Source organism: Opitutaceae bacterium (assembly GCA_015075305.1).
In the GTDB taxonomy this organism is placed as follows: domain Bacteria; phylum Verrucomicrobiota; class Verrucomicrobiia; order Opitutales; family Opitutaceae; genus UBA6669.
On the sequence record JABTUS010000006.1, the window covers coordinates 58,149 to 81,629 of the forward strand.

14 protein-coding genes are annotated in these 23,481 nt (G+C 61.0%); 12 read left to right on the forward strand and 2 right to left on the reverse strand.

Going from position 1 to position 23,481, the window contains the following annotated elements:
- Positions 1-35: 35 nt before the first annotated feature.
- Positions 36-2,600: a CehA/McbA family metallohydrolase gene (locus tag HS122_12515; protein MBE7539221.1), complete on the reverse strand. Its 2,565-nt coding sequence runs from the start codon at positions 2,598-2,600 to the stop codon at positions 36-38.
- A gap of 251 nt (positions 2,601-2,851) precedes the next feature.
- Between HS122_12515 and HS122_12520 the strand changes: the two genes are divergently transcribed.
- The 4 genes from HS122_12520 to HS122_12535 are packed head-to-tail and all read left to right on the forward strand — an operon-like array spanning position 2,852 to position 10,534.
- The gene (locus HS122_12520) at positions 2,852-5,767 is read left to right on the forward strand and encodes a TonB-dependent receptor plug domain-containing protein (protein MBE7539222.1); all 2,916 of its coding nucleotides are present in this window, start codon (positions 2,852-2,854) and stop codon (positions 5,765-5,767) included.
- Between the two features lie 6 nt (positions 5,768-5,773).
- On the forward strand, positions 5,774-7,117 hold the full coding sequence (locus HS122_12525; GenBank protein MBE7539223.1) for an arylsulfatase: 1,344 nt from the start codon (positions 5,774-5,776) through the stop codon (positions 7,115-7,117).
- Positions 7,118-7,125: 8 nt separating this feature from the next.
- The gene (locus HS122_12530) at positions 7,126-9,249 is read left to right on the forward strand and encodes a prenyltransferase (GenBank protein MBE7539224.1); all 2,124 of its coding nucleotides are present in this window, start codon (positions 7,126-7,128) and stop codon (positions 9,247-9,249) included.
- Positions 9,250-9,253: 4 nt separating this feature from the next.
- Positions 9,254-10,534: an MFS transporter gene (locus tag HS122_12535; GenBank protein ID MBE7539225.1), complete on the forward strand. Its 1,281-nt coding sequence runs from the start codon at positions 9,254-9,256 to the stop codon at positions 10,532-10,534.
- Between the two features lie 11 nt (positions 10,535-10,545).
- Here HS122_12535 and HS122_12540 read toward each other — a convergent pair whose 3' ends face one another.
- Positions 10,546-13,692: a hypothetical protein gene (locus HS122_12540; GenBank protein MBE7539226.1), complete on the reverse strand. Its 3,147-nt coding sequence runs from the start codon at positions 13,690-13,692 to the stop codon at positions 10,546-10,548.
- A 193-nt stretch (positions 13,693-13,885) separates the two neighbouring features.
- Here HS122_12540 and HS122_12545 point away from each other — a divergent pair, with 193 nt between their 5' ends.
- The 8 genes from HS122_12545 to HS122_12580 all read left to right on the forward strand — a co-directional run bounded on the left by HS122_12545 (position 13,886) and on the right by HS122_12580 (position 23,372).
- Positions 13,886-14,962, forward strand: a complete 1,077-nt coding sequence (locus HS122_12545) for a LacI family DNA-binding transcriptional regulator (protein ID MBE7539227.1) — start codon at positions 13,886-13,888, stop codon at positions 14,960-14,962.
- A gap of 131 nt (positions 14,963-15,093) precedes the next feature.
- On the forward strand, positions 15,094-15,936 hold the full coding sequence (locus HS122_12550) for a hypothetical protein (protein ID MBE7539228.1): 843 nt from the start codon (positions 15,094-15,096) through the stop codon (positions 15,934-15,936).
- 2 nt (positions 15,937-15,938) lie between these two features.
- The gene (locus tag HS122_12555; GenBank protein ID MBE7539229.1) at positions 15,939-17,177 is read left to right on the forward strand and encodes an MFS transporter; all 1,239 of its coding nucleotides are present in this window, start codon (positions 15,939-15,941) and stop codon (positions 17,175-17,177) included.
- On the forward strand, positions 17,174-18,181 hold the full coding sequence (locus tag HS122_12560) for a Gfo/Idh/MocA family oxidoreductase (GenBank protein ID MBE7539230.1): 1,008 nt from the start codon (positions 17,174-17,176) through the stop codon (positions 18,179-18,181). Before HS122_12555 ends, HS122_12560 begins: the two co-directional genes overlap by 4 nt.
- A gap of 32 nt (positions 18,182-18,213) precedes the next feature.
- A complete protein-coding gene (locus HS122_12565; protein ID MBE7539231.1) occupies positions 18,214-19,338 on the forward strand; it encodes a DSD1 family PLP-dependent enzyme in 1,125 nt (374 codons plus the stop codon).
- 110 nt (positions 19,339-19,448) lie between these two features.
- Complete coding sequence (locus tag HS122_12570) at positions 19,449-20,915, forward strand: hypothetical protein (GenBank protein MBE7539232.1); 1,467 nt, start codon at positions 19,449-19,451, stop codon at positions 20,913-20,915.
- Positions 20,916-20,931: 16 nt separating this feature from the next.
- Positions 20,932-22,656, forward strand: coding sequence for a PQQ-dependent sugar dehydrogenase (locus tag HS122_12575; protein ID MBE7539233.1), 1,725 nt, complete (start codon positions 20,932-20,934; stop codon positions 22,654-22,656).
- Positions 22,653-23,372, forward strand: coding sequence for a rhamnogalacturonan acetylesterase (locus HS122_12580; protein MBE7539234.1), 720 nt, complete (start codon positions 22,653-22,655; stop codon positions 23,370-23,372). Before HS122_12575 ends, HS122_12580 begins: the two co-directional genes overlap by 4 nt.
- The last annotated feature ends 109 nt before the right edge of the window (positions 23,373-23,481 follow it).

A 23,481-nucleotide genomic window follows, 5' to 3' on the forward strand; every position in this document is an offset into this window, starting at 1 on the left:
TCCGCGGGATCTGGTCAACGGGTTGCGCGTGCGTCTCAGTCATCCTCGGTTTTTCGTCCGCCCGGCCGGGGTTTCCCGTCGGGCAGCGGGGCGTCGAGAAGATCCCTGCTCGGGGAGAACCCGTTTCCATCGACATCGACGAAGATGGGATTGCTGACTGCGATGGGATGCAGCTTTGCGAATTGCCCGCCAAGGACCCTTCCCACGGTCGCAGTCTCGCCTGTGGCTATGACAATGATGTGGGCATCCTGTGAAAGCGTGAGGGGAATCGCGCGATCGAATTGGATCACTCCGTCGAGAAAATCCTTGGTGTTTCGTTGACGCGTGAGATTGCCGTCGGGGACTTGCCGCCCATTGACAAGGATCTGAACGCGGTCGATGTGCGCCCAGCTTGCCTGCAGCACCCTGACCTTCAGCAGAATCCTTCCGCCTGGCATGGTGATGGAATCGCCAGGGATGGCGCCGTCGATTGACACATCCAGGAATGGTCCGTTGCTCATGACGATGTGTCCCTGCTTCGCGGCGCGGGCAACATCCCAGGGATCGAGACGGGCAATGTCATCGTTCTGGACATGGATGAAGTTGAAGATCGATCCGCTCGCATGGCCCACCGTGTGCGCGTCGGTGTTCGCCGTCCCGAAGATGCGATCGCCCTGGTTGAGCATTTGCAGCCAGTGGAAGGCGCGGCTCCTGCGCCCCTTCGCCCCCGGAGCCGTGTCGGCGAGCAGGGAATGGATCGTTTCACGGATCTCCATGACATCGGTGATAGGCCGGGTTCCGAATCCGCCGTCGAGAGCGCCGTCCCGGTCGCGATCGAAATAGAGCCATCCGATGTCAGGGTGGTTCTGCTGCATCAGCTTCGGCGAACGGTGGTCGAGTTCAAACAGGCGCGTCATCTGCACGAATGGATTGGCGTCAGTGCGTGGCGCCCCGAAGCCCTGCTGGTCTTCATGGATTTCAAGGGGGAAGGCGATCTGGTGGTTGATGCTTCCGGGACCGGGACGGCCGCTCAGCTCCATCGATGCCGCGGAGGCGATGTATTGCCGAATGCCGAGCGCCTCGATGGTGGGGGAATAGGTGGAGATGCGATTGTGCTCAGTGGCCGGTGCAAACTCGATGCCGGAGCCTGCAAGATTGAGCACGCGCCCGGAAAACTCGACCGCTGAATCCCCGCTGCCCGTGGAATGGTTGTGGAGATCGGCTATGATCCAATGAGGCGTGGAATATTCGCGGTGGAGCTGGACGGACAGCCGGACCGTTCCTCCGACAGGGATGGAAACCGGCCTCACCACGGCTTCATACTCGGGGCCCCGTGAGACATGCACATCATATTCTCCCGCGGGTGCGGGAAACGTGTCGTCACCCCGTGCGCTGAAGAAGAGCGAGCCGGCGCCATTCGCACGCTTGGGCGGGCCCAGGTTTGGATTCGGCGTTCCGTTGCGGCCGCGGAACTCAATCTTGACCGGCATGCGTTCACCGGTGCCCGCTTCCGAGATGTCGAGGGAGACAAGGGATTGTGGCGGAAGGCGGAGCGTGGCTTCGCCCCTTGGCACGCCATGCTCAATTATCAGAGGCTGCTGGAAATCCGCCCGGCCCGCCTGCTCGACAATCAGCTTGTATTCTCCGTCGGCGAGGGGAAACGCCAGCCTCCCATTGCGATCGCTCAGCGAGGTCGAGGCGAGTTTCCCCTCCTGATAGACCGCCGCCATCGCGTCCTGAATCGGAGCGCCGTCGGCTTCCTTCACGGTGACCAGCACCGGATCGGCTTTCCGGCCATGAGCGCTGGCTGCGGCGAACTGGACGCCGGCTAGATCGCGCGCAACAAAAAGGTTCCTCTCGATTTCAATCTTCCCGCCAGGCTCGAGAGCGAGGGTAGGTTGCTGCCGGGGATTGACCGATGGATAGTGGACGAGAGTACCGATGGAGCGGAGATTCTTGTGATCGAGATCCTGTTTGGCGCGTTGGGCGCGCCCATCCGAGCCGGAAAGTCCGTAGGCAGCGTGGAACCACGGACTGGCCATGCCAATCACGTCCTGGTCGCCCTGCGCCTGCTGGCAGGCGATGTCATTGTCGAGACGCAGCCAGTCATGAACCGCCAGGCTCACGGTGTGACCGGAGGTGTTCTCATGAGTGGTGCGAATGTGCAGCCAGGAGTTTCCGTCGCTCAGGCTGTAGGTTGTCGATGAGCGGTAGGGCTCCTTGTCGGTGGGGTCGCGGACCACGATGAGTTCAGCGGTGGCCCCGCCGCTCCTCATGATGCCTGCCCGGTTTGCCGAAACTCCCGTCGGGCGGTAGCCCTGGGGGTAGAGGACTACGAGCTGATCGTTGTTGTCCGCACGAGTCGTGAAGTCGATCACGGCGCCCTGCACTCCCTCGACCATCTGATTGGCATCGCGCCATTGGGACGTCTGACCGATGACTGCGGTGACAAGGTCATTCCGAATGATCCAGTCGCCAACCATGCCATCAGCCTCCTTTCCGGAAGGAAGCTCCGAACGCGTTTCGTGGGTGACCTGAAAAACCTCGGCCGCGCTCAACGGGTGCCGGATGGATGGAGCGAGCGCAAGTGCCGAGGCGCAGAAACAGGAGATTGGATGCATTTTCATTGCGTGAGGTGCGCTGGTGTCGCTGATGAGAATGGCCTTTGAAGCCGCGCTCAATGGGATGGCCGTTCGACACGTTGAATGCAATGGCGGCTGGGATGCGCAACGATTTGAATGAAGCGTGCCTTGCACTTGGATCGGATGAAGCGCCTATGATCCGGACGACTGTTCCCCGCACATCCATCCAGTTCTTGAACCCGGCCAGATTGCGGCCAGTCTGAAAATCCCGACAACCACGACACCTGACCATGAAGCGAATCAATCATGCCGTTCCAACCCGCATCCTTGGAGGATGCCTGCTTGCGATTGCCTGCTGCCTGCCTGCCCACGGACAGGCGGCGGCCACCACCACCACGGACAGGAGGGATGATGATGAGGTGATCAAGCTTTCGCCCTTTGAGGTTCGACCGGATGAAGATGTGGGCTACCAGGCCGCGAACACCACTTCCGGCAGCCGCCTCAACACGAGTCTGAAGGACACGGCGGCGTCGATTTCCGTTTTTACGCCGGAATTCCTGTCCGACATCGCGGCGACGAGCGTGACGGACATGCTCGCGTTTGCCACAAATGCGGAACTCAATGCGGGCGACTCCGAGGGATCCGGCTTCAACAATCCCCGGGACTTCAATTCCCGGGGTGGGGAGCCCTTCCGCATTCGCGGCATTCCGGCCAATGTGTCCACCGATTATGTGGCGACAGCGATCCCTCAGGATCTGTACAATATCGAGCGGGCCGAGGTGGCCTCGGGGGCCAACTCGATCCTCTTTGGTTCCGGTGACGCTGGCGGCATCGTGGCGCTTTCCACAAAGAAGGCGCGTGTGAACAAGAACCGGTATGTCGGGCAGATGCAGGCGAGTTCGTGGGACTCCTGGCGCTATTCGACCGACCTGAACCAGGTCCTCATTCCGCGAAAGCTGGCCGTCCGAGTGAATGGACTCTACGAAGACGCAGAAACCTGGCGGACGTTTGAATACAACAAGCAAAAGCGCTACACGGCAGGCCTGACGTACAAGCCCTTTGAATCGACGACGATCTCAGCGTCCTATGAGGATGGCCTGACCAACCAGAGCGTTGGCCTTCGCTGGAATGTGACTGACCAGTACAGCGTATGGAACGCGACTGGGCGCACGGTCACCGACGTGCTTCCGACGCCGGCGGCCAATGCGCAGGCAGTCGGCCTCGTGGCATTCAATGCCAACCAGCGCTTCACATTCTACACGCAGGACGGGATTGTCACGAATCTGCGCCAGAAGATCCAGACCACGATCGCTCCAAAGCCTGCGAGCACGCTACTTCCCCTGTCCGTCTTCCCGATCACGGTGAATTGGGCGGGACCCGACGTGTATCTGAAGCGAGACTTCAACAACGGCCAGATCGTGGTCGACCAGGCGGTTGGTGATCGAATCGCACTGCAGGCGGGTTACTACCGCAATTACACTGACGCCAGGGCGCGGACGTTTTTCTACAACAGCAACAACATGGATCTCTACGGAGATCCCAACAAGAACATCCCCGCATCGAGTGGCACCGGGACGATTGTCAATCCGCGAGCGGGTCAGCTGTATCTCGAGTCGAATCAACGCGGAGACTACACGACCACGGAGAACGAGGTTTATCGGTTCACCGGAGTCTACGAACTTGATGCGAAGAAGCTGGGCACCCACCGCATTGCGGCGCTCTATGAGAGTGCGGTGACGGATCAGCATACCTGGACTGATCGGGAGATCCTGGTGAAGCAGGACAATTCGCCCGTGCAGAATGTGACCGCCCCCGAGAATGCCCAGAACTCGGTCTGGCGGCGCAATTACATCACTGAAGGCAACTATTCAACCTATGCGCTCCATGGCCTCTATGCGCCGATCACTCCGTTCTCCTACCTGGGCAACACCCTTTCCGGCCGGACGGTCACGACCGGCGAGCTGATATCACGCAAGGACATCTCGAGCTACGTCATTGCCGCGCAGAGCACTTGGATGAATCGCCCCAGCGCAACCTGGTTCAGGCGGCTGACCTCAACGCTCGGATACCGTGAGGACCAGATCAAGTATTTCGACACGACCTCGGGCCGCGTGGCGGCTGACGATCCGCGCATTGCTTCCGGCGAGCGCATCCGGAACGAGGTGACGGCGCTGCCCGGATTCAACGAGAACGACATCAAGGCGACAACACTGACGGCGGGAGCTGTGCTGGCATTGAACAATCGGCTTTCACTGCTTTACAATCGCTCCAACAATATCGGCGCCCCGCGTTTCGACAGGCGCATACTTCCGGACGGACGCATTCCGCCCACGCCGGAGGGGAAGAACTGGGAGGCGGGCGTCATGATCGACCTGCTCGGTGACGACCGTTACTTTGCGCGCATCAACTATTTTGACACATCCCAGATCGGCGATGCGGCGGTTTCACCCAGTGGAGCCGTGACGAACGCCACTGCGCTGGGACGCTCTCAGACGCTCGAGATTCTTGCGGAGTTTGTTCGCGTCGGTCGGATGACCCAGGCCGAGGCGGACAAACAGGGATTCAACTGGAATGCCGCAATCATCGATACCGCGACGCATGGTTTCGAGGTGGAGTTCGTTGGGAATCCAACGCCCAACTGGACGTTTCGCGCCAACTACTCGCACAGCCTTCGCGACCGCGAGAACTTCTTCGTGGAGGGCCGCACGTTCTTCACGGCCAAGTTTGAGGAGTGGCGAAAGCTGGCCGCAGGGAACCCAGCCCTGCAGGCCTTTTTGGAGTCGCGCATCACGACGATCCAGGACGACGAGATCGACGGCCGGGCTGCGGCCCAGGAGCAGGGCTTTGGCAACATCCCGCACAAGGTCAATGCGGTCAGCCGCTATGCATTCACCAACGGAACGCTCAAGGGCGCGTTTTTAGGCGGCGCTGTGCGCTACCAGAGCAAGGTTTTCTCCCAGACGGACACGGTTACCGGCCGCGACTACTACGCCAACGAGTCGATCTACGCGGATGCCTTTGCGGGCTACAAGTTCCGACCCTCATGGTTGCGCAAGGCCCAGCTGACGCTTCAGCTCAACATACGCAACCTGACAAACTCCTACCTCGTCACGACGGCACGCTGGAATGCGGATTTCAGCGGACCGCGCCGCCTGTATGTGCGTGATCCGCGTTCGTTCCGGCTGACGGGCACTCTTGAATTTTAATCGAACATGAGCCGTCGCCTTGCAGTTCTCTGGTGCCTCCTCCTGGCGGCGGCTGCCGCGCTGTCCGCCCGTCAGCCCAATGTCATCTTCATCCTCGCCGATGACCTTGGCTACGGCGACATCGGGCCGTTCGGGCAGAAGCTGATCAAGACACCCAGTCTTGACCGCATGGCTGCGGAAGGGGCGCGCTATACGCAGTCCTACACTGGAGCGACGGTCTGCGCGCCTTCTCGCTGCAGCCTGATGACGGGTTTTCACAATGGCCACGCGGCGATTCGCGGCAACCGGGAGATCAAGCCCGAGGGTCAGCAGCCGATGCCGGCCGACACGTTCACGGTGGCCCATTTGTTCAAGCAGGCCGGATATGCGACCGGAGCCACAGGCAAGTGGGGGCTCGGCTACCCCGGCTCCACGAGCACTCCGGACAAGATGGGTTTTGACTTCTTCTTCGGCTACAACTGCCAGCGTCTCGCTCACGAGTACTATCCCGATCATCTGTGGCGCAACAACCAGCGCGTTGAGCTGGATGGGAAAACCTATTCCCACGACCTGATAGCGGGTGAGGCGCTCGATTTCATCCGACGGAATCGAGCCCAGCCTTTCTTTCTCTATGCGGCTTTCACCATTCCGCATTCGAAGCTCCAGGTGCCGGATCTTGGACCCTATGGCAACGAGCCGTGGCCGGAGAATCTGAAGACGATCGCGGCGATGATCACGAGGCTCGATCGCGACGTCGGACGCATCCTCGATCTCGTGAAGGAACTGGGAATCGACGACGACACCCTTGTATTCTTCGCGAGCGACAATGGAGCGGTCTGGCGCGATGAGCTGTTTCATCACTCGGGCGCCCTGCGCGGCTACAAACGCGACATGTATGAGGGCGGCATACGATCACCGACCATCGCGCGCTGGCCCGGGCACATTGCGGCAGGATCCACGAACGACCAGGTCTGGGCGTTCTGGGATTTTCTGCCGACGATGGCGGAACTCATCGGGGTCAAGGCTCCCTCCGGCATCGACGGCATTTCAGTTCTTCCTGCACTGCTGGGGCGGCGGAAGATCGCTCATCCTCCGCTGTACTATGAGTTTCACGAGCGTGGATTTCACCAGGCCGCGCGGATCGGCGATTGGAAGGCGGTGCGTTTCGGGACGAAGGAGCCGATTCAGTTGTTTGACCTGCCGAAGGATCCGTCGGAAACCACGGATGTCGCGGCGGAGCATCCGGAAATCGTCGCCCAGTTTGACAAGTTTCTCCACGAGGCGCGCACGGACACGCCCGTCTGGCCGGTCAATGAAGAACCGCGCGGCGGGCAGCGCCCTCAAAAGCGGGCGACGCCTCCGACCAAGTGATTTCTGCCATGAGCACGCCACTTTCCTCAAAGGGAATCAGTCGACGCCAGGTGTTGAAAGGGCTCGCGGCTGCCGGCATGTGCGGGCTTCTGCCGCCTTTGCTGGCGGATGAATCAGCAATGGCCGGCCGGGATCGTGTCCTGGACTACCTGCGTCGATTGAAACGGGCCGATGGCGGCTACGGTTTTGACGGTCACCCAAGATCGCACCTCACGCCGACCTTTGCGGTGATCGCCTGTCATCGGCTGCTTGGCGAGGAGCCGCCGGACAAGACGAAACTCATCGAATACGTGCGGACGCACCACCCCCGTGAATTGAAAAAGCTGGAGCAGGAGCGGCGCATTTTTGAATTCCAGCAGGTTCAGGCGCTGCGCTGGCTCGGGGATGATGCGGCGGATTTTCGAGGAAGGATTGGCGAAATTCGAAAGCCGCAGGAGTACAAGCGGCAGTATGAGAGAAATGGATACCCGATTTTTCAGTCGGAGCTTGGACTCGTGCAGTGTCACGCGCTGCTCGGCCTGCCCCTGGCCGCACTTCAACCGGCGTTTGGTGAGTACCTGCGCTCCCGCCGCCGTCGCAATGGCAGTTACAACAATACTCCCGCGACTGATGGAGGCGACGGGCATGCAATGAACACCTGGTGGGGACTGCAGGCAGCTGAACTGCTTGGAGGCTCGGATGAATTGCGCAGGGAGACGGTGGACTGGGTGAGAGCCTGCCAGCGCGGAACCGGAGGGTTCACGTATCAGCCGGATCCGGAGTTTGCCGGTGTGGAGGATGCAGCGTACACGAGGGCCGCTGTTCGCTCGTTGCGGCTTCTTGGTTCGGCTCCGAGCGATCGCGAAGCCTGTGTCAAATGGCTGCTGTCGCTCGCGGTGAATGACGGCGGATTTTCGGATCGCCCCGGATGGCAGAGCAATCCCCTCGCAACCTGGTATGTGCTGGACGCACTCGATGCATTGGGTGCCTTGGACCGGCTCAATCATGTGACAAGACCGCCGCTGCGTCGCAGGGAACGGCTCCCCGACAACCTGAAGATTTTTTCCGTCCAGCTGGAGTCGCACGGCACCGGCAGTCCGGCAGAAGCCGTTGCTCTGGCGAGTGCGTTGAAGATCGATCTTTGGGGCGCAAAGAATGCGAAGCCCGGATGGATCGACCGCGTGAAGACCCTCGCGGCGCGGGGGAAGGTCCCGGTTCAGTTTTTCACCGCCAACGAGGAATATGGAACATGGGTTCGAGTGCCCGGCGTGGGAACCTACAGTCACACCGCCGATATTTTTGCGCCGTATGGGCGCGACATCGGAGCGTCGGTGGCCGGTCCGCAGGCGGTGAGCTGGGAGGAGTTCCGGGAGCGACGACTCGCCGCGTTGCAGCGCGGGGACGGACGACTCCTGTGGCAGTTTGGAGAAAATGAGGAGCTCGTGAGGCTGCTGCTCGACGATTCGGTTCAGCGCGGTGGTTTCTCCGCGATCAGCACCTTTCATTTCGGCAATCCGGACTTCACCAACACGGAGCCCTTCCTGTATCGCTGGCGCGGGCAGATTCCATATGTCTCAATCCAGGATGCGCACGGTGCGGAGCCCTGGTGGTTCGCTGACATGACAGAGGGCTTTCGCACACTTTTTCTTGGAACGGAACCGACCTGGGAGGCCTGGCTGGAGGCATTGAAGCGCGACTGGGTGGTGGCGGTTCGCCATGACGAAGTCAGCCGCGGAGATACCTGGATGCACGGAGGCTCGGAGGCGGTGTTGTCGCTGGTTCGCTCCCGGGAGGAAGAATGGCGCTGGTGGGACAACCCCAAGGTTCGCCGACCCCTGGCTTCGCTGGTGGCTCTCCGGCCGGGTGACACGTTTGAGGCGGGCGTCCCGACAGAGGGTGTCGCCCTCCGACTCCGCTGCGCGTGGAAGAATACGCAGCAAGGATTTCCCAGCGAGCCGAGGAGCAAACTGGTGTCGCTGCTCGTGGACGGGCAATCCGTTCAACCGCGCCTTGTGGAAACGCCACGCCCGAAGGGAGATGGAGTTGCCGACAGGTACTATCTTTATGCGGTGCCCGAAGGAGCCCGGCAGGCGGCTGCGACGGTTCGCGAAGTTTCGAGTGGACGAATAGAGACGATCTCGTGCCTCATTTGAGCGCATGAGCGCTCCCCCTGCCGTTTTCCAAGCCGAGAGCCGGCGCTTGGATGGCGGCCCCTTCACCGAAATGCTTCTCATGGGGGTGATGATGAGCGGCGCGAGTGCTGTGGATGCCATCAGCGGCACGATGCTGCCGATCACGGCGAGACATTTCACCGATGATGTCAGCCTCATTGCCGTCATGGTGGCGTTGAACCGCGTTTTTGGCTTTCTTGTGCAGCCATACGCAGCCTGGAAAAGTGACAGTCACCAGGGAAAATGGGGGCGGCGGCGACCCTTCCTGCTGGTTGGCTGGCCGGCGACGCTCGTGTGCACAGGCCTGCTGGGAGCGATGCCCTTCATTGTCCCGGAAGGTCATCATCGAACCACGACAGCGGTGTTTTTGGTCTTTTTGGTGAACCTTGGCATGCAGGCCTTCGTGGATGTGTGCTACGGGAGCGGCGATCCGATCTACGGGGACAAGTTCGGGACCGGTCAACTGGGGCGCGCCAATGCGACACGCATGATTGTCTCGAATGCCGTCCTCTTCATTCTGACGGCGCTTTTTCTGCCGCTGGCGGATGTGAATGAATTCTATCCGTATCTTGGAACGATCCTGTTTCTTGGCGTTTCGACGCTGGTTGCCATGGTACACCTGCGGGAAAAAATACCACCCCAACTGCCCGCGCCCGAGCGCTACCATCCCTTCAAGCCGCTGCGTGAGCTTGCGAATCCGCAGACACGCAGAGTGGCGGTTGTCAGCAGCGCGGTGCTCGTTGCACTCGGAGTCACGGAGATGCTCCACGCCCTGTTTGTCACCGAGACGCTTGGATTTTCGAAGACGGTTCTGGGAATGACAACGGCGGCCAGCCTCGTTGTCAGCCTGCTCTGTCCGTATCCGCTTGGCGCATTGGTCGATCGTCTCGGAGCCCGGCGGATGATGATCTCGGGCTTCGTCTTTCTTACGGTGATCGAACTGGGCTTCGTTGTCTGGGTGAAGGACGTATTTTCGCTCTACGTCTGCCTGATCCTGTTCAAAGTGGCCTGGATGACGGTGCACATTCCGGTGGTGCCTCTGATATTTCAGGACACCCCGCCGGAAAAACGGGGATCAATCTTCGCCGCGGTGCAGATGACCCGCGCCGGCGTGACGAGCGGCGCGGTGATCCTGGCCGGATTTCTCGCCGACTGGCTGAACTCCTATCGCATGTGCTACCTCGTCGCGGCAGCAGTGTGCCTGATCGGCCTAGTCGGCGCGATCAGGTTGTCGCCCGGCAGGCGCCCGATGCGGGCGTCCGCGTAGCGGTGAATGGATCAGAACTCGACGCTGAACGTGACGGTGATCAGACGCGGGTCGATGGTGACGACCTGGGAGACAACGCCGGTTGTGAGTGCTTGGATTGGAATCGGGTTTGTCTTGTCGAGGAGATTGCGGATGTTGAGCTGAACCCGGTAATCGAAGCCGCCGAAAGCCTTCATCTTGCCGCGATAACCGGCCATGACGTCCACGTAGCTTTCGGACGGCCCCTTGTAGGTCTTGTCGAGATCGAGCACAGACGTGCCGGTAGATGCTGTCTTGAGTCCGTAGCCGATGACCGGCGCGCCGCGGTAGCGGAGGGCGGCGCCCAGATTGAAGCCCTTGAGGCGTCCCTCGGTGAATCGATAGTTCACGATGGCGTTGACGCGTCCTGCGCGGATGGCGGGATTGGTTCGCCCGTCCACGGCCTGCATGAATGCGAGCGCATTGCCGGCAACCTGGCTTTGATAGTACTGGGCCAGCGACTGCCCGGTGGGCTGGGCGGCGTCAAAAGGCGCACTCGTCCAAGTCACAGGCTTTCCGGTGGAGTCGACCTCGCCGTTCTTTGCCACAACGCCTTGCCAGACGGGAAGCCGCTGGGCGATCCAGTTGAACCAGACTCCTCCGATGTCGGACTCAACGGACTCTCCCTTTGATCCATTGAGTCTGAAATTCCAGTTGCGCGTGGGACTGAAGTTCAGCTCGGCCTCGTAGCCCTTGGCCACGATGAAGGAGGAGATGTTGTAGTCTAGGTTGGGGAGCACAGGAAAGCCCCGCTTGTTTCCGTCCTTCACGTTGACTTGAGCCACGTTCGGATCCAGTTCGACCACGCGGTTCTCAACATTCCTGAACTGCGTCGTGAAGTTGTTGATCTGCTGGCTCGCCCGCGCCGGCCCGGAGGACGTCTCATAGCGATTGATCTTCAAGGAAAGCGTGTCCTTCAGAATGTCGATGCGGATGGCATAGTCGCGGCCGTCACCAGCACTACCAGGAACCATTTCACCGTACGGGTCCAGGCGGCCGGTGTTCAGATTGAATGTGGTCGACTTGTTGTAGGAAAGCGAAAGCCAAGATATGGGACGCGCAACGGCTCCAAGGTTGCGGGTGATTCCGGTCTGCCTGGCACCATATGGATTGTAGCTGACATCCCAGAGCACCGGGTAGAGGCCTGAGAAGTCCTGCTTGATCGATGGATCGTCCAGAGTGGCGGTACGCACGCCGTCCTTGCGGTAGCCATAGGTGAGTATCAGGCGCTCGCGCTGCTGGCGGTCAGGAAGAAAATGTCCCTGCCAGACGAAAATCGTGGAATCCAGCCTGTTTCTGATTCCACTGGTCGCCGCCTGGCCGCCCAGCCGTTTACCCTCAGCGGTCACGTATGGGGATATGTAGTAGAGTTCATAGGGCCTGCCATTGGCGTCATTGACCATCCACTGTCCCCAGAACGGACCGAAGGCTTCGGTGGGCTTGTAGGGGTCGCCCAAATAGTGGCGAAACTGGGGGATTCGCGAGGCGTGATTCGCCCAGTTTTGGAATGTCTTCGGACGCAGCGTGACCCCCGGAATGACGGGATCATCGAGAATGCGGCGCTGGAAGGTGGTTTGGTTCAGGCTCTCTTCATTTGAATAGGACTGGAGCCCGAGAAGGCGGTGACGGCCGAGCCACTTCATCCATGAGCTGCGTTTCTCCAGCTTTCTAGCGGCGTCAAATTCATAGGAGAGGGTTGCCCGCCAGTCCTCGCGGTTGAAATACTGGAGGCGGTTTGCGCTCTGGCCTTGAAAGTAGTACTCGCCAGCGTGCGGATTGGGGGTGTTGGTGCCCGGGATGTACATGTTCGCATCAACCATGACGCGGATGTTGTTTCCACTGGGATTGCTGCCGGCGGAAAGGATCTCGTTGTTGGATTTGTCGTAGTTGTAGGCGAGTTCGAGGAAAAGCTGGTCGGCGATCGACTGCTCGACAATCACGGTCGCATTGCGGCCATCGAGCCCGTTCTTGCGACTGCCACCCAGGACGTTCACATCAAAGGGAAATATTGAGGGGTCGACGAGGGTGTAGCTGGCACCGGCGTCAAAGGTGGGGTCGACGCCGGGCATGGTGCCCGGGCTTTTGACGGTGACGGAGTTGCGCCAGCTTCGCATCGCGCCGTCAGGCTCGCCCTGGATCATGACGGGATTCTCCCCGGCCTGTGCAAAAATGCGGTTGCTCCCGATGCCCGTGAAGCTGGTGTTGTTGTAAATGGGTTTGGGTGAAGTGTACCCGCTCCCCGCTATCTGATTCGCATTGAGCCACGGGGTGACAAAATCAAAGGGGGTCGTCATGGATGCCCGGCTCCATGAACGTTTGATGTTTTCACCCTCGACAATGATGGTGGTGCGCTTGAACGGCTTGAAGGTGAGTGTGCCGTAGATGCGGTCATCCCTGTCGTAGTTGGGCTTTTTCGCGGTCTCCATGTCCTTTGTGAGGCCGATCAGACGCAGGGAGAGCTTTTTGGGAAGGATGACGACATTGGCGTCGAAGGTGGCCCGCTTCGAATCCTCCGAATCGAACTGCACGGAGAAGCGGTAGCGGTTGCGCATTTCCGCGCGTGCAGGCGTGGCGTCGAAAATTCCCGAAGGGCTGCCGAGACCGAAAAGGATGGAGTTGGGTCCGCTCGCGACAGTGGCGCGGTCGATATTATAGTTGTCGGTCGGGCTCTTGGTCGGGAAAAAATTGCGGGACATCGTGCCTTCACCGATTCCGCGCAGGCGTCCCGGTGCGGCTGGAAACTGGGCGTCGTTGACGGTGCCCTGGTTGTATTCGTAATTGCTCTCGGAATTGGCGGTGTAGATGAGCGCCTCGTTGAAGCTGTTGACGCCAAGATCCTGCATGAATTCCTTGGTGAGCGTTTCAAGCTGGTTGGGCACATCCTTGAAGTTTGTGCGCAGGCGCGTCCCGCCGATTGTCTCGGTGGCGATCCAGCCGCCGCCCTCCTCGTTCACGACAAAGGGAGACAGAATGATGGCCTCGGGATCGGACGGGGGCGTTGAAGTTGGCGAAGCGGACTGCGCGGAGAGGGGGGCGCTGATGGCCTGGACGCAGGCGAGGCAGGCCGTCAGCACCGCAAGGCGGGCATGCTGGCGCGGGTTGATGCGGGCAGACGTTGATCCAGTTGTGCTTGGGTTCATGGAGTTGAAATGGTTGGAGGCAGCCATGGGATGGAGTGCCCGTGGAAATCCGGGCGAAGAATCGGGATGCGGAGTGGGTTTCGGGTTGGGTCCTGCTTGGTGGCGGGGTGGGGTGCAAGGGCTCTGATCTGCAGGGCCACTCATGAATTCCCGGGCTGGACATCGTCAATGGCCTGAATACTTTTTCTGTAAAGTGAATCGAAACCGGGTTACCCTTCGTGACATAGCCGCACGCTGTGATCTCAGTGCGATGGCGGTGTCGCTTGCCCTGCGCGGGCACCCCTCGATCCCCGAGGCGACGCGGGAGCGCGTCCGTGCGGCCGCGATGCGGCTCGATTACAGGCCGGATCCGGCCCTTGCGGCGCTCAACCACTACCGCCACCAGCGAACCCCGACGGCGCCGGGCTATGTGCTGGCCTACGTCACCTGCTTTGAGAAGCGAAACGGATGGCAGCAATCCCCGTTCTTCCGCCGGGCGTACCGGGGGGCGTTTGAACAGGCGGAGTTGCTCGGGTACCGGATGGAGCATGCCTGGCTGACGGAGCCCGGAGTCACCGGTGAGCGTTTTGCGCAGGTTCTCGAGGCCAGGGGAATCCGTGGCATGGTCATCGCCCCGATGCCGCGCCCCGCGAGCAGGCTGCAACTCCCCTGGGCTCGCTTCTCCTGTGTGGCGATCGGACCAAGCCTGATCGCTCCTGTACTGAACAGTGCGTGCGGCGACCAGTACCAGGCCATCATGCTCGCCTTGGAGCGCCTGCGGCTGATGGGATACCGGCGGATCGGCCTGATGGTTCATCCGGACGCCGACCGGCGGCACCAGGGAAAATACCAGGCGGCAGTCGCCTTCACCGCCACTCGAGAGACGCCCCCACCCCTGGTCGCCGAGGATCCGAGTGACGATGACCTCAGGGGCTGGCTGCGCCGCCACAGACCTGATGTGGTCATATCGGATGTCGACGCCAATTATGACCGGTTGACCAGTCTTGGACTTCGCGTGCCCCAGGACCTGGGCTTCGCCAGCTTGGTGCGCTCGGGCAGGAGGGAGATCAGTGGCGTGGAGACGTTTCCCGAGCAGATCGCCGGGGCCGCCGTCCTGCGCCTGCAGCAGGCCCTCTATGGAAATGAAACCGGAGTGCCGGAGCTGCCCAGCTGCACTTTCCTGCCAGGAAAGTGGGTTGACGGCTCCACCACCCGGCACACGGGATGCCCGTCGCCGGAACCGGCGAGGAGCGGCGCAGGGCGTTTGTCCCGAAGACGTGGAAGGGTGTGACGCCCTCCGTTCAACTTTACAGATCAAGTTACCGGGACATTGAGCCGGCGCGATTTCAATGGGAGAGACTTGGGACGAGTGCGGCGCGCACCAGGTCCGCCGCCCCGCCTGCTCCAACCTTTCCCCCTCAATTGACGTCCAAAGACCCGTCCCTGCTCCGCGGGGCAATCGACACCCATGTTCACAGTGCGCCGGATGTAATCCCGCGCAGGCTCAACGATCTTGAGTTGGTTGAACAGGCCCGCCTCGCGGGTATGCGAGCGGTCGTTCTCAAGAGCCACGCCTGTTCAACCTGCGCCCGGGCGTATCTTCTCAACCATATGCAGGGGGATGTCGAGGTTCTCGGAGGTCTGGTCCTCAATGACACCATCGGGGGATTCAACTGCCGTGCGGTCGAGACGTCCCTCAAGATGGGTGGATCGATTATCTGGATGCCGACCAAGTCCGCGGCCAACCACCAGCATTTTTTCGGCGGCCGCAATGGCCTTACGGTTCTGGATGGCCCGGGACTTTCCCGGGCCGCGCGCGATGTTGTCAGGCTGGTCGCCGATGCCGGCGCGGTTCTGGCGACCGGTCACCTTTCCCCCATTGAGTCCGGGGTGCTGATCGAGGAGGCGCTTGCGGCAGGCGTTCGAGCGATCAGCGTGACGCATCCGGAATGGGGGGCGACGGCCATGCCAGTGGAGATGCAGCAGCGGTTCGCCGGGAGCGGCAGGGTGTTCTTTGAGCGCTGCCTTGTCTCAGTCAGCCCCGGAGCGCAGCAAAGCGTGGCCTTTGAGACGATCGTCCGGCAGATCCGGGCGGTTGGGGTGGAATCTACCATTGCCGCGACGGACTACGGACTGCCGGACACGCTGACGCCTTCTGAAGCCCTGGACGCCTATGTTCGGAAACTCCAGGATGCGGGATTCACGGAGATTGAGATAAGGAGGATGATCCGCGACAATCCCGCGCGACTGCTTCAACTTTCCTGACCATGCGCAAGCCAAACAAGCGGTGGACACTCTGCGGCCTGCTGCTGCTGGCCACCATCATCAACTACCTCGACCGGCAGACGATATCAGTTTCAGCGTCGCGGATCGCCGAGGAGCTCAACCTGGGAGACAAACACCTGGGGGAGCTCTTCTCCGCCTTTCTTTTTGCGTACGGGATCGGGCAGGTCGTTCTCGGACCTGTGCTTGACCGCATTGGAACGGTCCGGGCGTATGCCTTTGCCGTCGCTGCATGGTCCATTGCGGGCGCGGCATCGGGATTCGCCACGGGATTTGGGTTCCTGCTTGCGACGAGAATCGCCCTTGGCCTCTGCGAATCTCCCAACTGGCCGCTTGCGCTGCGCGTGGTTGCGCGAAGCTTTCCGCCCGGCCAGCGGGTGCTCGCCACCGGCATTTTTCAGAGTGGAACCAGCATCGGAGCCCTGATTGCGCCCCCGATCGTCATCTATCTGGCGACGACCCATGGCTGGCGTGCATCCTTCATTGCAGTCGGTGCGGTGGGTTTCGTCTGGGTTGCCCTCTGGCTGCTTTGGTTCCGCTCGCAGCCGGACTTCAAGATCGATCAGGTCTCCGCCCCTGACGCGCCGCCTGAAACCGCCGTTGCCGAGGAGCCCGCGACGCTGTCGGAAATCGTGCGTTCCCGCGCTTTCTGGGGGCTGGCCATCGCGACGAGCTTTCTGAATCCCCTGCAGTATTTCTACACGACCTGGATCCCGCGCTATTTCGACAAGTATGCCGGGGTCGGCTTTGGAACCGAGCTCGCCCAGAGGCTCATCATCGTTTATCTCGCCCTGGATGTCGGGCTCTGGAGCGGCGGGGGGCTTGTGGCCTGGCTGGCGCGGCGGTGGGATGTTCGCAAGGCCCGCCTGCTTGTGACGTCGGTCGGTGCCGCCTGCATGATGACCGTGCCGCTGGTTGCGCTTGCGCGGAACATCGACGTGATCACGGGTCTTATTTCCCTGGCGACGTTCGGTCTGGGCTGGTTCATGGGAAACTATCTGACATTCAGTGCCGAGGTCTCCAGGAAGAGGACGTCAACGGCGGTTGGCCTGCTCGGTGGCATCGGGTCCCTGGCGGGTGCGGGATTCATGCTGCTGGTGGGGGGCTCGATTGAGCAAAGCGGGAGCTTCAGCATCGCATTCCTGATGGCAGGCGTGATGCCTGCGGTCTCCCTGACGGGGATTTTCCTGGGCACACGACGGGTTGTGTCGAAGGCAACATGAAGAAGCTGCGCGGAGCGGTTGTTGGCTGCGGTTCGATCTCCGAATTTCACTTTCGGGGATGGAATGCGATTCCGGAGGTTGAGCTCGTCGCGCTCGTGGATCCAAGCGAAGCGGCCGCGCAGGATCGTCGGGAGAAGTTTGCCCCCGGAGCCAGGCTCTACCGCGGCATGCATGAAATGCTCTCGAGGGAGGAAATCGATTTTGTCGACATCATCACTCCGCCATGGATGCACCGCGAGCATTGTCTGCTCGCCGCGGATGCGGGTGCTCACATCATCTGTCAGAAGCCGCTGTGCGATCGCTGGCAGGATGCCAGACGGCTGGTCGATGAACTTTCCGGTTATTCAAAGCGCTTTGTCGTTCACGAAAATCAGCGCTTCCGCCCGTGGTTTCGGGACATCGAGCGGCTGGTGCGTGAGGGCCGACTCGGGAGGCTGAGACACCTCCAGTTTGCCCAGCACGATCCCGTGGAGCCGCCTGAGAAAATTGATACGGAGGTTGAACTGGGAGTCCTGCTTCAATTTGGGGTTCATCTTGTCGATCTTGTTGTCGCCCTGCTCGGCGACCCGGTCAGGATTCATGCACACATGGATCGCATCAATCCGCGTGTCCGGGGGGAGAGTCTGGCGCATGTGTTTTTTGAGTGTGCCGGCGCATCCGCCGTTGTTGATGTCTCCTGGAAATCCGTGGGCGTGCAGCAGGGGCATGCCCTGGTGATTGGCGAGGCGGGCGAGGCGTTCTACGAGGGAAGAATGACGCGCGCCGACAGCGCGCGTTTCCGCGTGTGCGCGGGCAATGAGGTCGTGCGCGATGAGATCCGCTCGCCGAGGGAGGACTATGTGCACGCTTTCGGGCAGTTCGAAAGGGAGTTCGTCGATTCGATTCTCCATGAGACGCCTCCACCGCAGCCGGCCCGCGAGAATCTGCGATCGCTCCGGGCCACGTTTGCCGCCTACGAGTCCGCACGCATCGGTTCCGCCGTTGTGCTGGAGGCGTTCAAATAGATGAAGCAGGGCATCCCAGTGCACAGTCCGCGATGAGTCTGCTTGGACAACCTCCCGGCGAAACGGGAATGACGCTGGCCGAACTCGACACGCCCGCGCTCGTGGTCGACCTGGATGCGCTCGAGCGAAACATTCAACGGCTGCCGGCTTCGCCGGCGTCCGTCGGCGTAAGGGTTCGTCCGCACGCGAAGAGTCACAAGTGCCCTGAAATCGCGCACAGGCAGATCAGGGCTGGTGCAGCGGGGGTGTGCTGTCAGAAGGTGAGCGAGGCCGAGGCGATGGTGAACGGCGGGGTGCTCGACGTTCATGTCAGCAATGAGATCGTCGGTGCGCGCAAACTGCGCGCGCTTGCCGAGCTCGCACGGCGGGCGCGACTGAGCGTCTGTGTGGACGATGCCGACAATCTTGCGTCCGTAGCCGCCGAGGTCAGCCGGGCGGGCGCCCGGCTGACGGTGTTTGTGGAGATTGACGTGGGGTCCGCCCGCTGTGGAGTGCCACCGGGAGAGGCGGCGTTGGAACTCGCGCGTCGAGTTGCAGCCTTTCCCTGCCTACGGTTTGGCGGATTGCAGGCGTACTTTGGCCCCGCGCAGCACATGCGAAGTGTCGAGCAGCGGAGAGCGGCCTCTGCGCAGGCGGCGGAGAGTGCACGCAGGACGAAAGTGCTGCTGAGCGCACACGGCATCGACTGCCCGGTGGTCACCGGGGGAGGAACGGGCACGTTTGCATTTGATGCGACGAGCGGTGTCTTCAATGAGATCCAACCGGGCTCGTATGTGTTCATGGACGCCGACTACGCGCGCAATGAATGGACTGGGGGCGGACCAGCGTTCGAACAGAGCCTGTTTGTCTGGACAACGGTCATGAGCAGGCCTTCGCAATCGCTCGGCGCGGTCGATGCGGGCATCAAGTCGCTGAGCAACGATTCCGGGCCGCCGCTGGTCAGCGGTCGTCCGGACATCGAGTATGTGCGCGGAGCGGATGAACATGGCGTGCTGCATTTCAAACTTCCCGAACAGGCCCCTATCGTCGGCGAGAAGCTCATGCTCGTGCCGGGTCACTGCGATCCCACGGTCAATCTGCATGACTGGATGGTGGCCGTGCGTGGCGGTTGCGTTGAAGCGGTCTGGCTTGTGACAGCGAGAGGCGCGATTCATTGAACATGAAATCATGTGCAGTCCACACCCGCGGGTCGCGAGGGCGCGGCATCATGCTCGACTCGGGTTTCGGGGCTGCAACTCCCGGTGCGTGTCATCACAAGCTTCAATCCATGAAAAGTGTCCCGTTGCGACGATTCTCAATCTTCAGTGCGGTCGCTGTTATTATGGCGATCTGTGCCTTCATTCCGGGGGGCGGAGCAGCTCCGGCAACCGGACCGCTGCGCGTTCTCCAGTCGAATCCGCGCTACTTCACCGACGGTTCAGGGAAAGCCATCTACCTGACGGGATCGCACACCTGGGCGAATTTTGCGACCGATCAGGGGAGGGAGGTGCCCGTGGTTTTCGACTACGAAGGCTACTTGGACTTTCTTGTCGCACACCATTTCAACTTCTTCCGGGGCTGGATTTGGGATCTGCCGTATTCCAACCAGGGACCCAATGGCGGTCCGTTTCGCTGGGCTCCAATGCCGTGGCTCAGAACAGGGCCTGGGTTGGCGACTGACGGTGGGGCAAAATTTGACCTCAGCCGCTTTGACCAGGCGTTTTTCGACCGCATGCGGAGCCGCATCATCGCCGCGCGCGACCGCGACATCTATGTTTCCGTCATGCTGTTCCAGGCCTATGCCTGGGCCAAGGATCGCAACGAGAATGACGGTTTCCCGCTCGATGGACGCAACAATATCAATGGAGTTGACGCCGGTCCGGGGAACGAAGCGGCAAAGCTGAGCATTCCCGCGGTCACCGCCGTGCAGGAGGCCTATGTGCGCAAGGTCATCGACACGGTGAACGACCTCGACAACGTGCTCTACGAAATCGCCAACGAAGCCAATGACGGCACTGCGGCGTGGCAGTATCACATGATCGATTTCATCCATGCGTACGAGCGCACGAGGGCCAGGCAGCATCCCGTGGGTATGACGGCCCACATCCGCGGAGAGGTTCATTATGAGGAGCTGATGGCGAGTCCGGCCGACTGGGTTTCGCCGTCCTGTCTGGATGGATTCATTGAGAACCCCCGTGCGGCGACCGGGGACAAGGTGATGATTGTTGACAGCGATCACGGCTATACCTGGGACCTGCTCAAGCGGGACGGTCCGGCGCTTCAGCAGGCGTGGGTATGGAAGAATTTTCTTCGGGGAAACCAGCTGCTCTTCATGGACCCCTACCTCGCGCGCACGGAGGGAAAGGGTGCCGGTAGAAACGACCCGGGTGGCATCAATCCGAAGGAAGCGTATTTCGGACTGACGCCGGATCCCTACTGGGAGACGATGCGCGCGGCACTCGGCCGGGCGCGGATGTATGCGGAGAAAATCGACCTCGCCGCCACGGCACCACATTCCGAACTGGCCTCAACCGGTTACTGCCTGGCCCAGCCTGGCGTCGAATACCTGGTCTACAGTCCCGCCGATGGAACCGACTTCACTGTTTCGCTGACGAAGGGGAGATATGGCGTCGAGTGGTATGATCCGACGACGGGCAAGGTGGTTGAAAAGTCCAGGCGCAGAGTCAAGGGAGGGGCAGAGTCATTCCGCGCAAAGTTTCCAGGGGACGCCGTGTTGTATCTCAAGAAGCTGTGAACCCGTTTGGCATCTCATGAAAACTCGCGCCTGCGCAAATCTGGCTTCGCCAATCATTGCCTGGGTCCTTTTGCCGACGCTCGTGACCGGCGCCCCGCGGGTGGAGGATGCGATGACCGATCCGGGGTTTGGACAGAACGTGTTTCGGCGCGATTGTTCGCTGTGTCACTATGCCGGCTCAGGCAGCACGGGAGGCGGACAGGGGCCCAGTCTGGTTGGAGTGATGAGCAAGGCGGCGGGCTCGCGTTCGGATTTCAGCTATACAAAGGCAATGCACGACTCGGGACTCGTCTGGGATGCGGCGACGCTGGACAAGTTTCTCGCCAATCCGTCGGCTGTGATTCCGGGCACCACGATGGTCGCCAGCGTGCCGCAGGCGAACAACCGCCGGGATTTGATCGCGTATCTCTCCACACTCAAGTCGGAGGGTGAATCCGAGGTCGTGACTGATCCCACCATCAGCGATCCCAATGACTGGCGCCACCAGAAGCCCGGACGAAGGTATGAGATCAGCGCGGAGGATCTGCCGCCGCCCAATGCCACGCCTTTGAGCCGCAACTATCCCTTTGTAGTGTCGCAGCCTGAAAACGTTTCGCCGGTGGTTCCGGACGGTTTCTCCGTTTCAGTCATTGCACGCAACCTGGACGGACCGCGTCTCATGCAGGTGGCGCCTAACGGCGACATATTTGTGACGGAAATGCGGGTCGGCCGCGTGCGCGTGCTGCGAATGACTGAAGGCGCTCCGGGGAATGTGACGAGCGAGGTGTTTGCCGAGGGATTGAACCGCCCCTATGGCCTTTGCTTTTATCCTGCCGGCGATGACCCGCAGTGGCTGTACGTTGCAAATACGAACTCAGTGGTGCGCTTCCCGTATCGACGCGGCGATCTGAAATCCGCTGCCAGGCCTCAGGTGATCGTTCCTGCAATCATCATGTCGCGCGGTGGACACGTCACGCGCACGCTGGCGTTTTCCAGGGAGGGAAAGCGGATGTTCATCGGCGTGGGTTCGGGCACGAATGCGGGAGAAGATCTGTCGCTGAAGACTCCCTCGGAGGCTGAGGCATGGGATCATGAGCACGGATTGGGGGCCGGCTGGGACACGGAGCTGCATCGCGCGGATATCCTCGCAACGGATCCGGAGGGGAAGGCACCGTTGAAGGTTTTTGCCACCGGACTTCGCAATCCTACGGGACTGGTTGTGCATCCGCAGACAGGTGATCTCTACGCGGCGGTCAATGAGCGCGACAGCCTCGGCGACAACCTGGTGCCAGACTACTTCACGCATGTGCGTGAGGGCGCATTCTACGGCTGGCCCTGGTACTACATCGGAGGGCACGAGGATCCCCGCCACGCCGGTGCTCGGCCTGACCTTTCGCACAGCATCACGGTGCCGGATGTGCTGATTCAGGCACACTCGGCACCGCTCGGAGCTGTTTTCTACACTGCGGCGTCCGGAAGCGCGCTTTTCCCTCCGGAATATCGTGGCGACGCGTTCGTCGCCCTGCACGGATCCTGGAACCGCCGGTCCCGGACCGGTTACAGTGTGGTTCGCGTGAAAATGCAGAATGGCCGTCCAACCGGCTACTATGAGGACTTCCTTGTCGGGTTTGTCACCAGCCAGCGAAACGTGTGGGCGCGGCCTGTTGGACTCGCCGTGGCGCGGGACGGCGCGCTCCTCGTGAGCGATGATGAGAACGGAACGATCTGGCGGGTGGCGGGCACGAGAAGACTTTCACCATGAAACGATCATCAATTCTATTGGCGTGCTTCCTTGCAGTGTTTTCCTGCGCCGTCGCGGCACCACAAGTCTACCTGGTCGGAGACTCCACCATGTCGGACATGCCGGCGACAAATCCGCGGCAGGGGTGGGGCATGCTGTTCCGTCCGCTCTTCAAGCATCCTGAGAACGTGAAGAACCTTGCGGTGAACGGAGAAAGCACGCGGAGCTGCGTCGAGTCCGGGCATTGGAAGGAGATCGTCGGGGGGCTCAAGCCTGGCGATTTCGTTCTGATTCAGTACGGGCACAATGACGAGGTGAAGGAGAAGACCGAGCGGTACACGGATCCCGTGGCGTTTGGGGATTACCTTCGGACTTTTGTGCGGGATGTCCGCGCGAAGGGTGCGACTCCAATTCTCGCAACACCGGTGTGCCGGAGAAAATTCGATGATTCCGGCCGGATCGTTCCGACCCACGGACCCTATCCTGACGTCACACGGACCGTGGCGAAGGAGGAACGCGTGCCGCTGCTGGACCTTGAAAGGATGACCGAGCACTGGCTCGAATCGACGGGACCGGAGGCATCGAAGGCTTTCTTCGTGGGACGCAGGAATTCCCGCCTTCCGCCTGGCAAGGAGGACATCGAGCACTTTGTCGAGGCCGGCGCAGCCCGGGTTGCCGGCCTCGCGGCCGATAATATTCGCGCACAGAAGCTGCCGTTGGCTGAGCTTCTGCAGTAGCCCAATTTCGCCGAGGTAGCAGACGGCAAGCGTGCTCCAAGCGCTACTCCCGGGATTCAGCCGAATTTCGGGGAGTAATTGTGAAGACAACGCGGCGGTAACCGGTGAG

Coding starts and splice junctions, on each gene's coding strand:
- HS122_12515 (MBE7539221.1), bottom strand. CDS start 2,600: ATGCATCCAATCTCCTGTTTCTGCGCCTCGGCACTTGCGCTCGCTCCA.
- HS122_12520 (MBE7539222.1), top strand. CDS start 2,852: ATGAAGCGAATCAATCATGCCGTTCCAACCCGCATCCTTGGAGGATGC.
- HS122_12525 (MBE7539223.1), top strand. CDS start 5,774: ATGAGCCGTCGCCTTGCAGTTCTCTGGTGCCTCCTCCTGGCGGCGGCT.
- HS122_12530 (MBE7539224.1), top strand. CDS start 7,126: ATGAGCACGCCACTTTCCTCAAAGGGAATCAGTCGACGCCAGGTGTTG.
- HS122_12535 (MBE7539225.1), top strand. CDS start 9,254: ATGAGCGCTCCCCCTGCCGTTTTCCAAGCCGAGAGCCGGCGCTTGGAT.
- HS122_12540 (MBE7539226.1), bottom strand. CDS start 13,692: ATGAACCCAAGCACAACTGGATCAACGTCTGCCCGCATCAACCCGCGC.
- HS122_12555 (MBE7539229.1), top strand. CDS start 15,939: ATGCGCAAGCCAAACAAGCGGTGGACACTCTGCGGCCTGCTGCTGCTG.
- HS122_12560 (MBE7539230.1), top strand. CDS start 17,174: ATGAAGAAGCTGCGCGGAGCGGTTGTTGGCTGCGGTTCGATCTCCGAA.
- HS122_12565 (MBE7539231.1), top strand. CDS start 18,214: ATGAGTCTGCTTGGACAACCTCCCGGCGAAACGGGAATGACGCTGGCC.
- HS122_12570 (MBE7539232.1), top strand. CDS start 19,449: ATGAAAAGTGTCCCGTTGCGACGATTCTCAATCTTCAGTGCGGTCGCT.
- HS122_12575 (MBE7539233.1), top strand. CDS start 20,932: ATGAAAACTCGCGCCTGCGCAAATCTGGCTTCGCCAATCATTGCCTGG.
- HS122_12580 (MBE7539234.1), top strand. CDS start 22,653: ATGAAACGATCATCAATTCTATTGGCGTGCTTCCTTGCAGTGTTTTCC.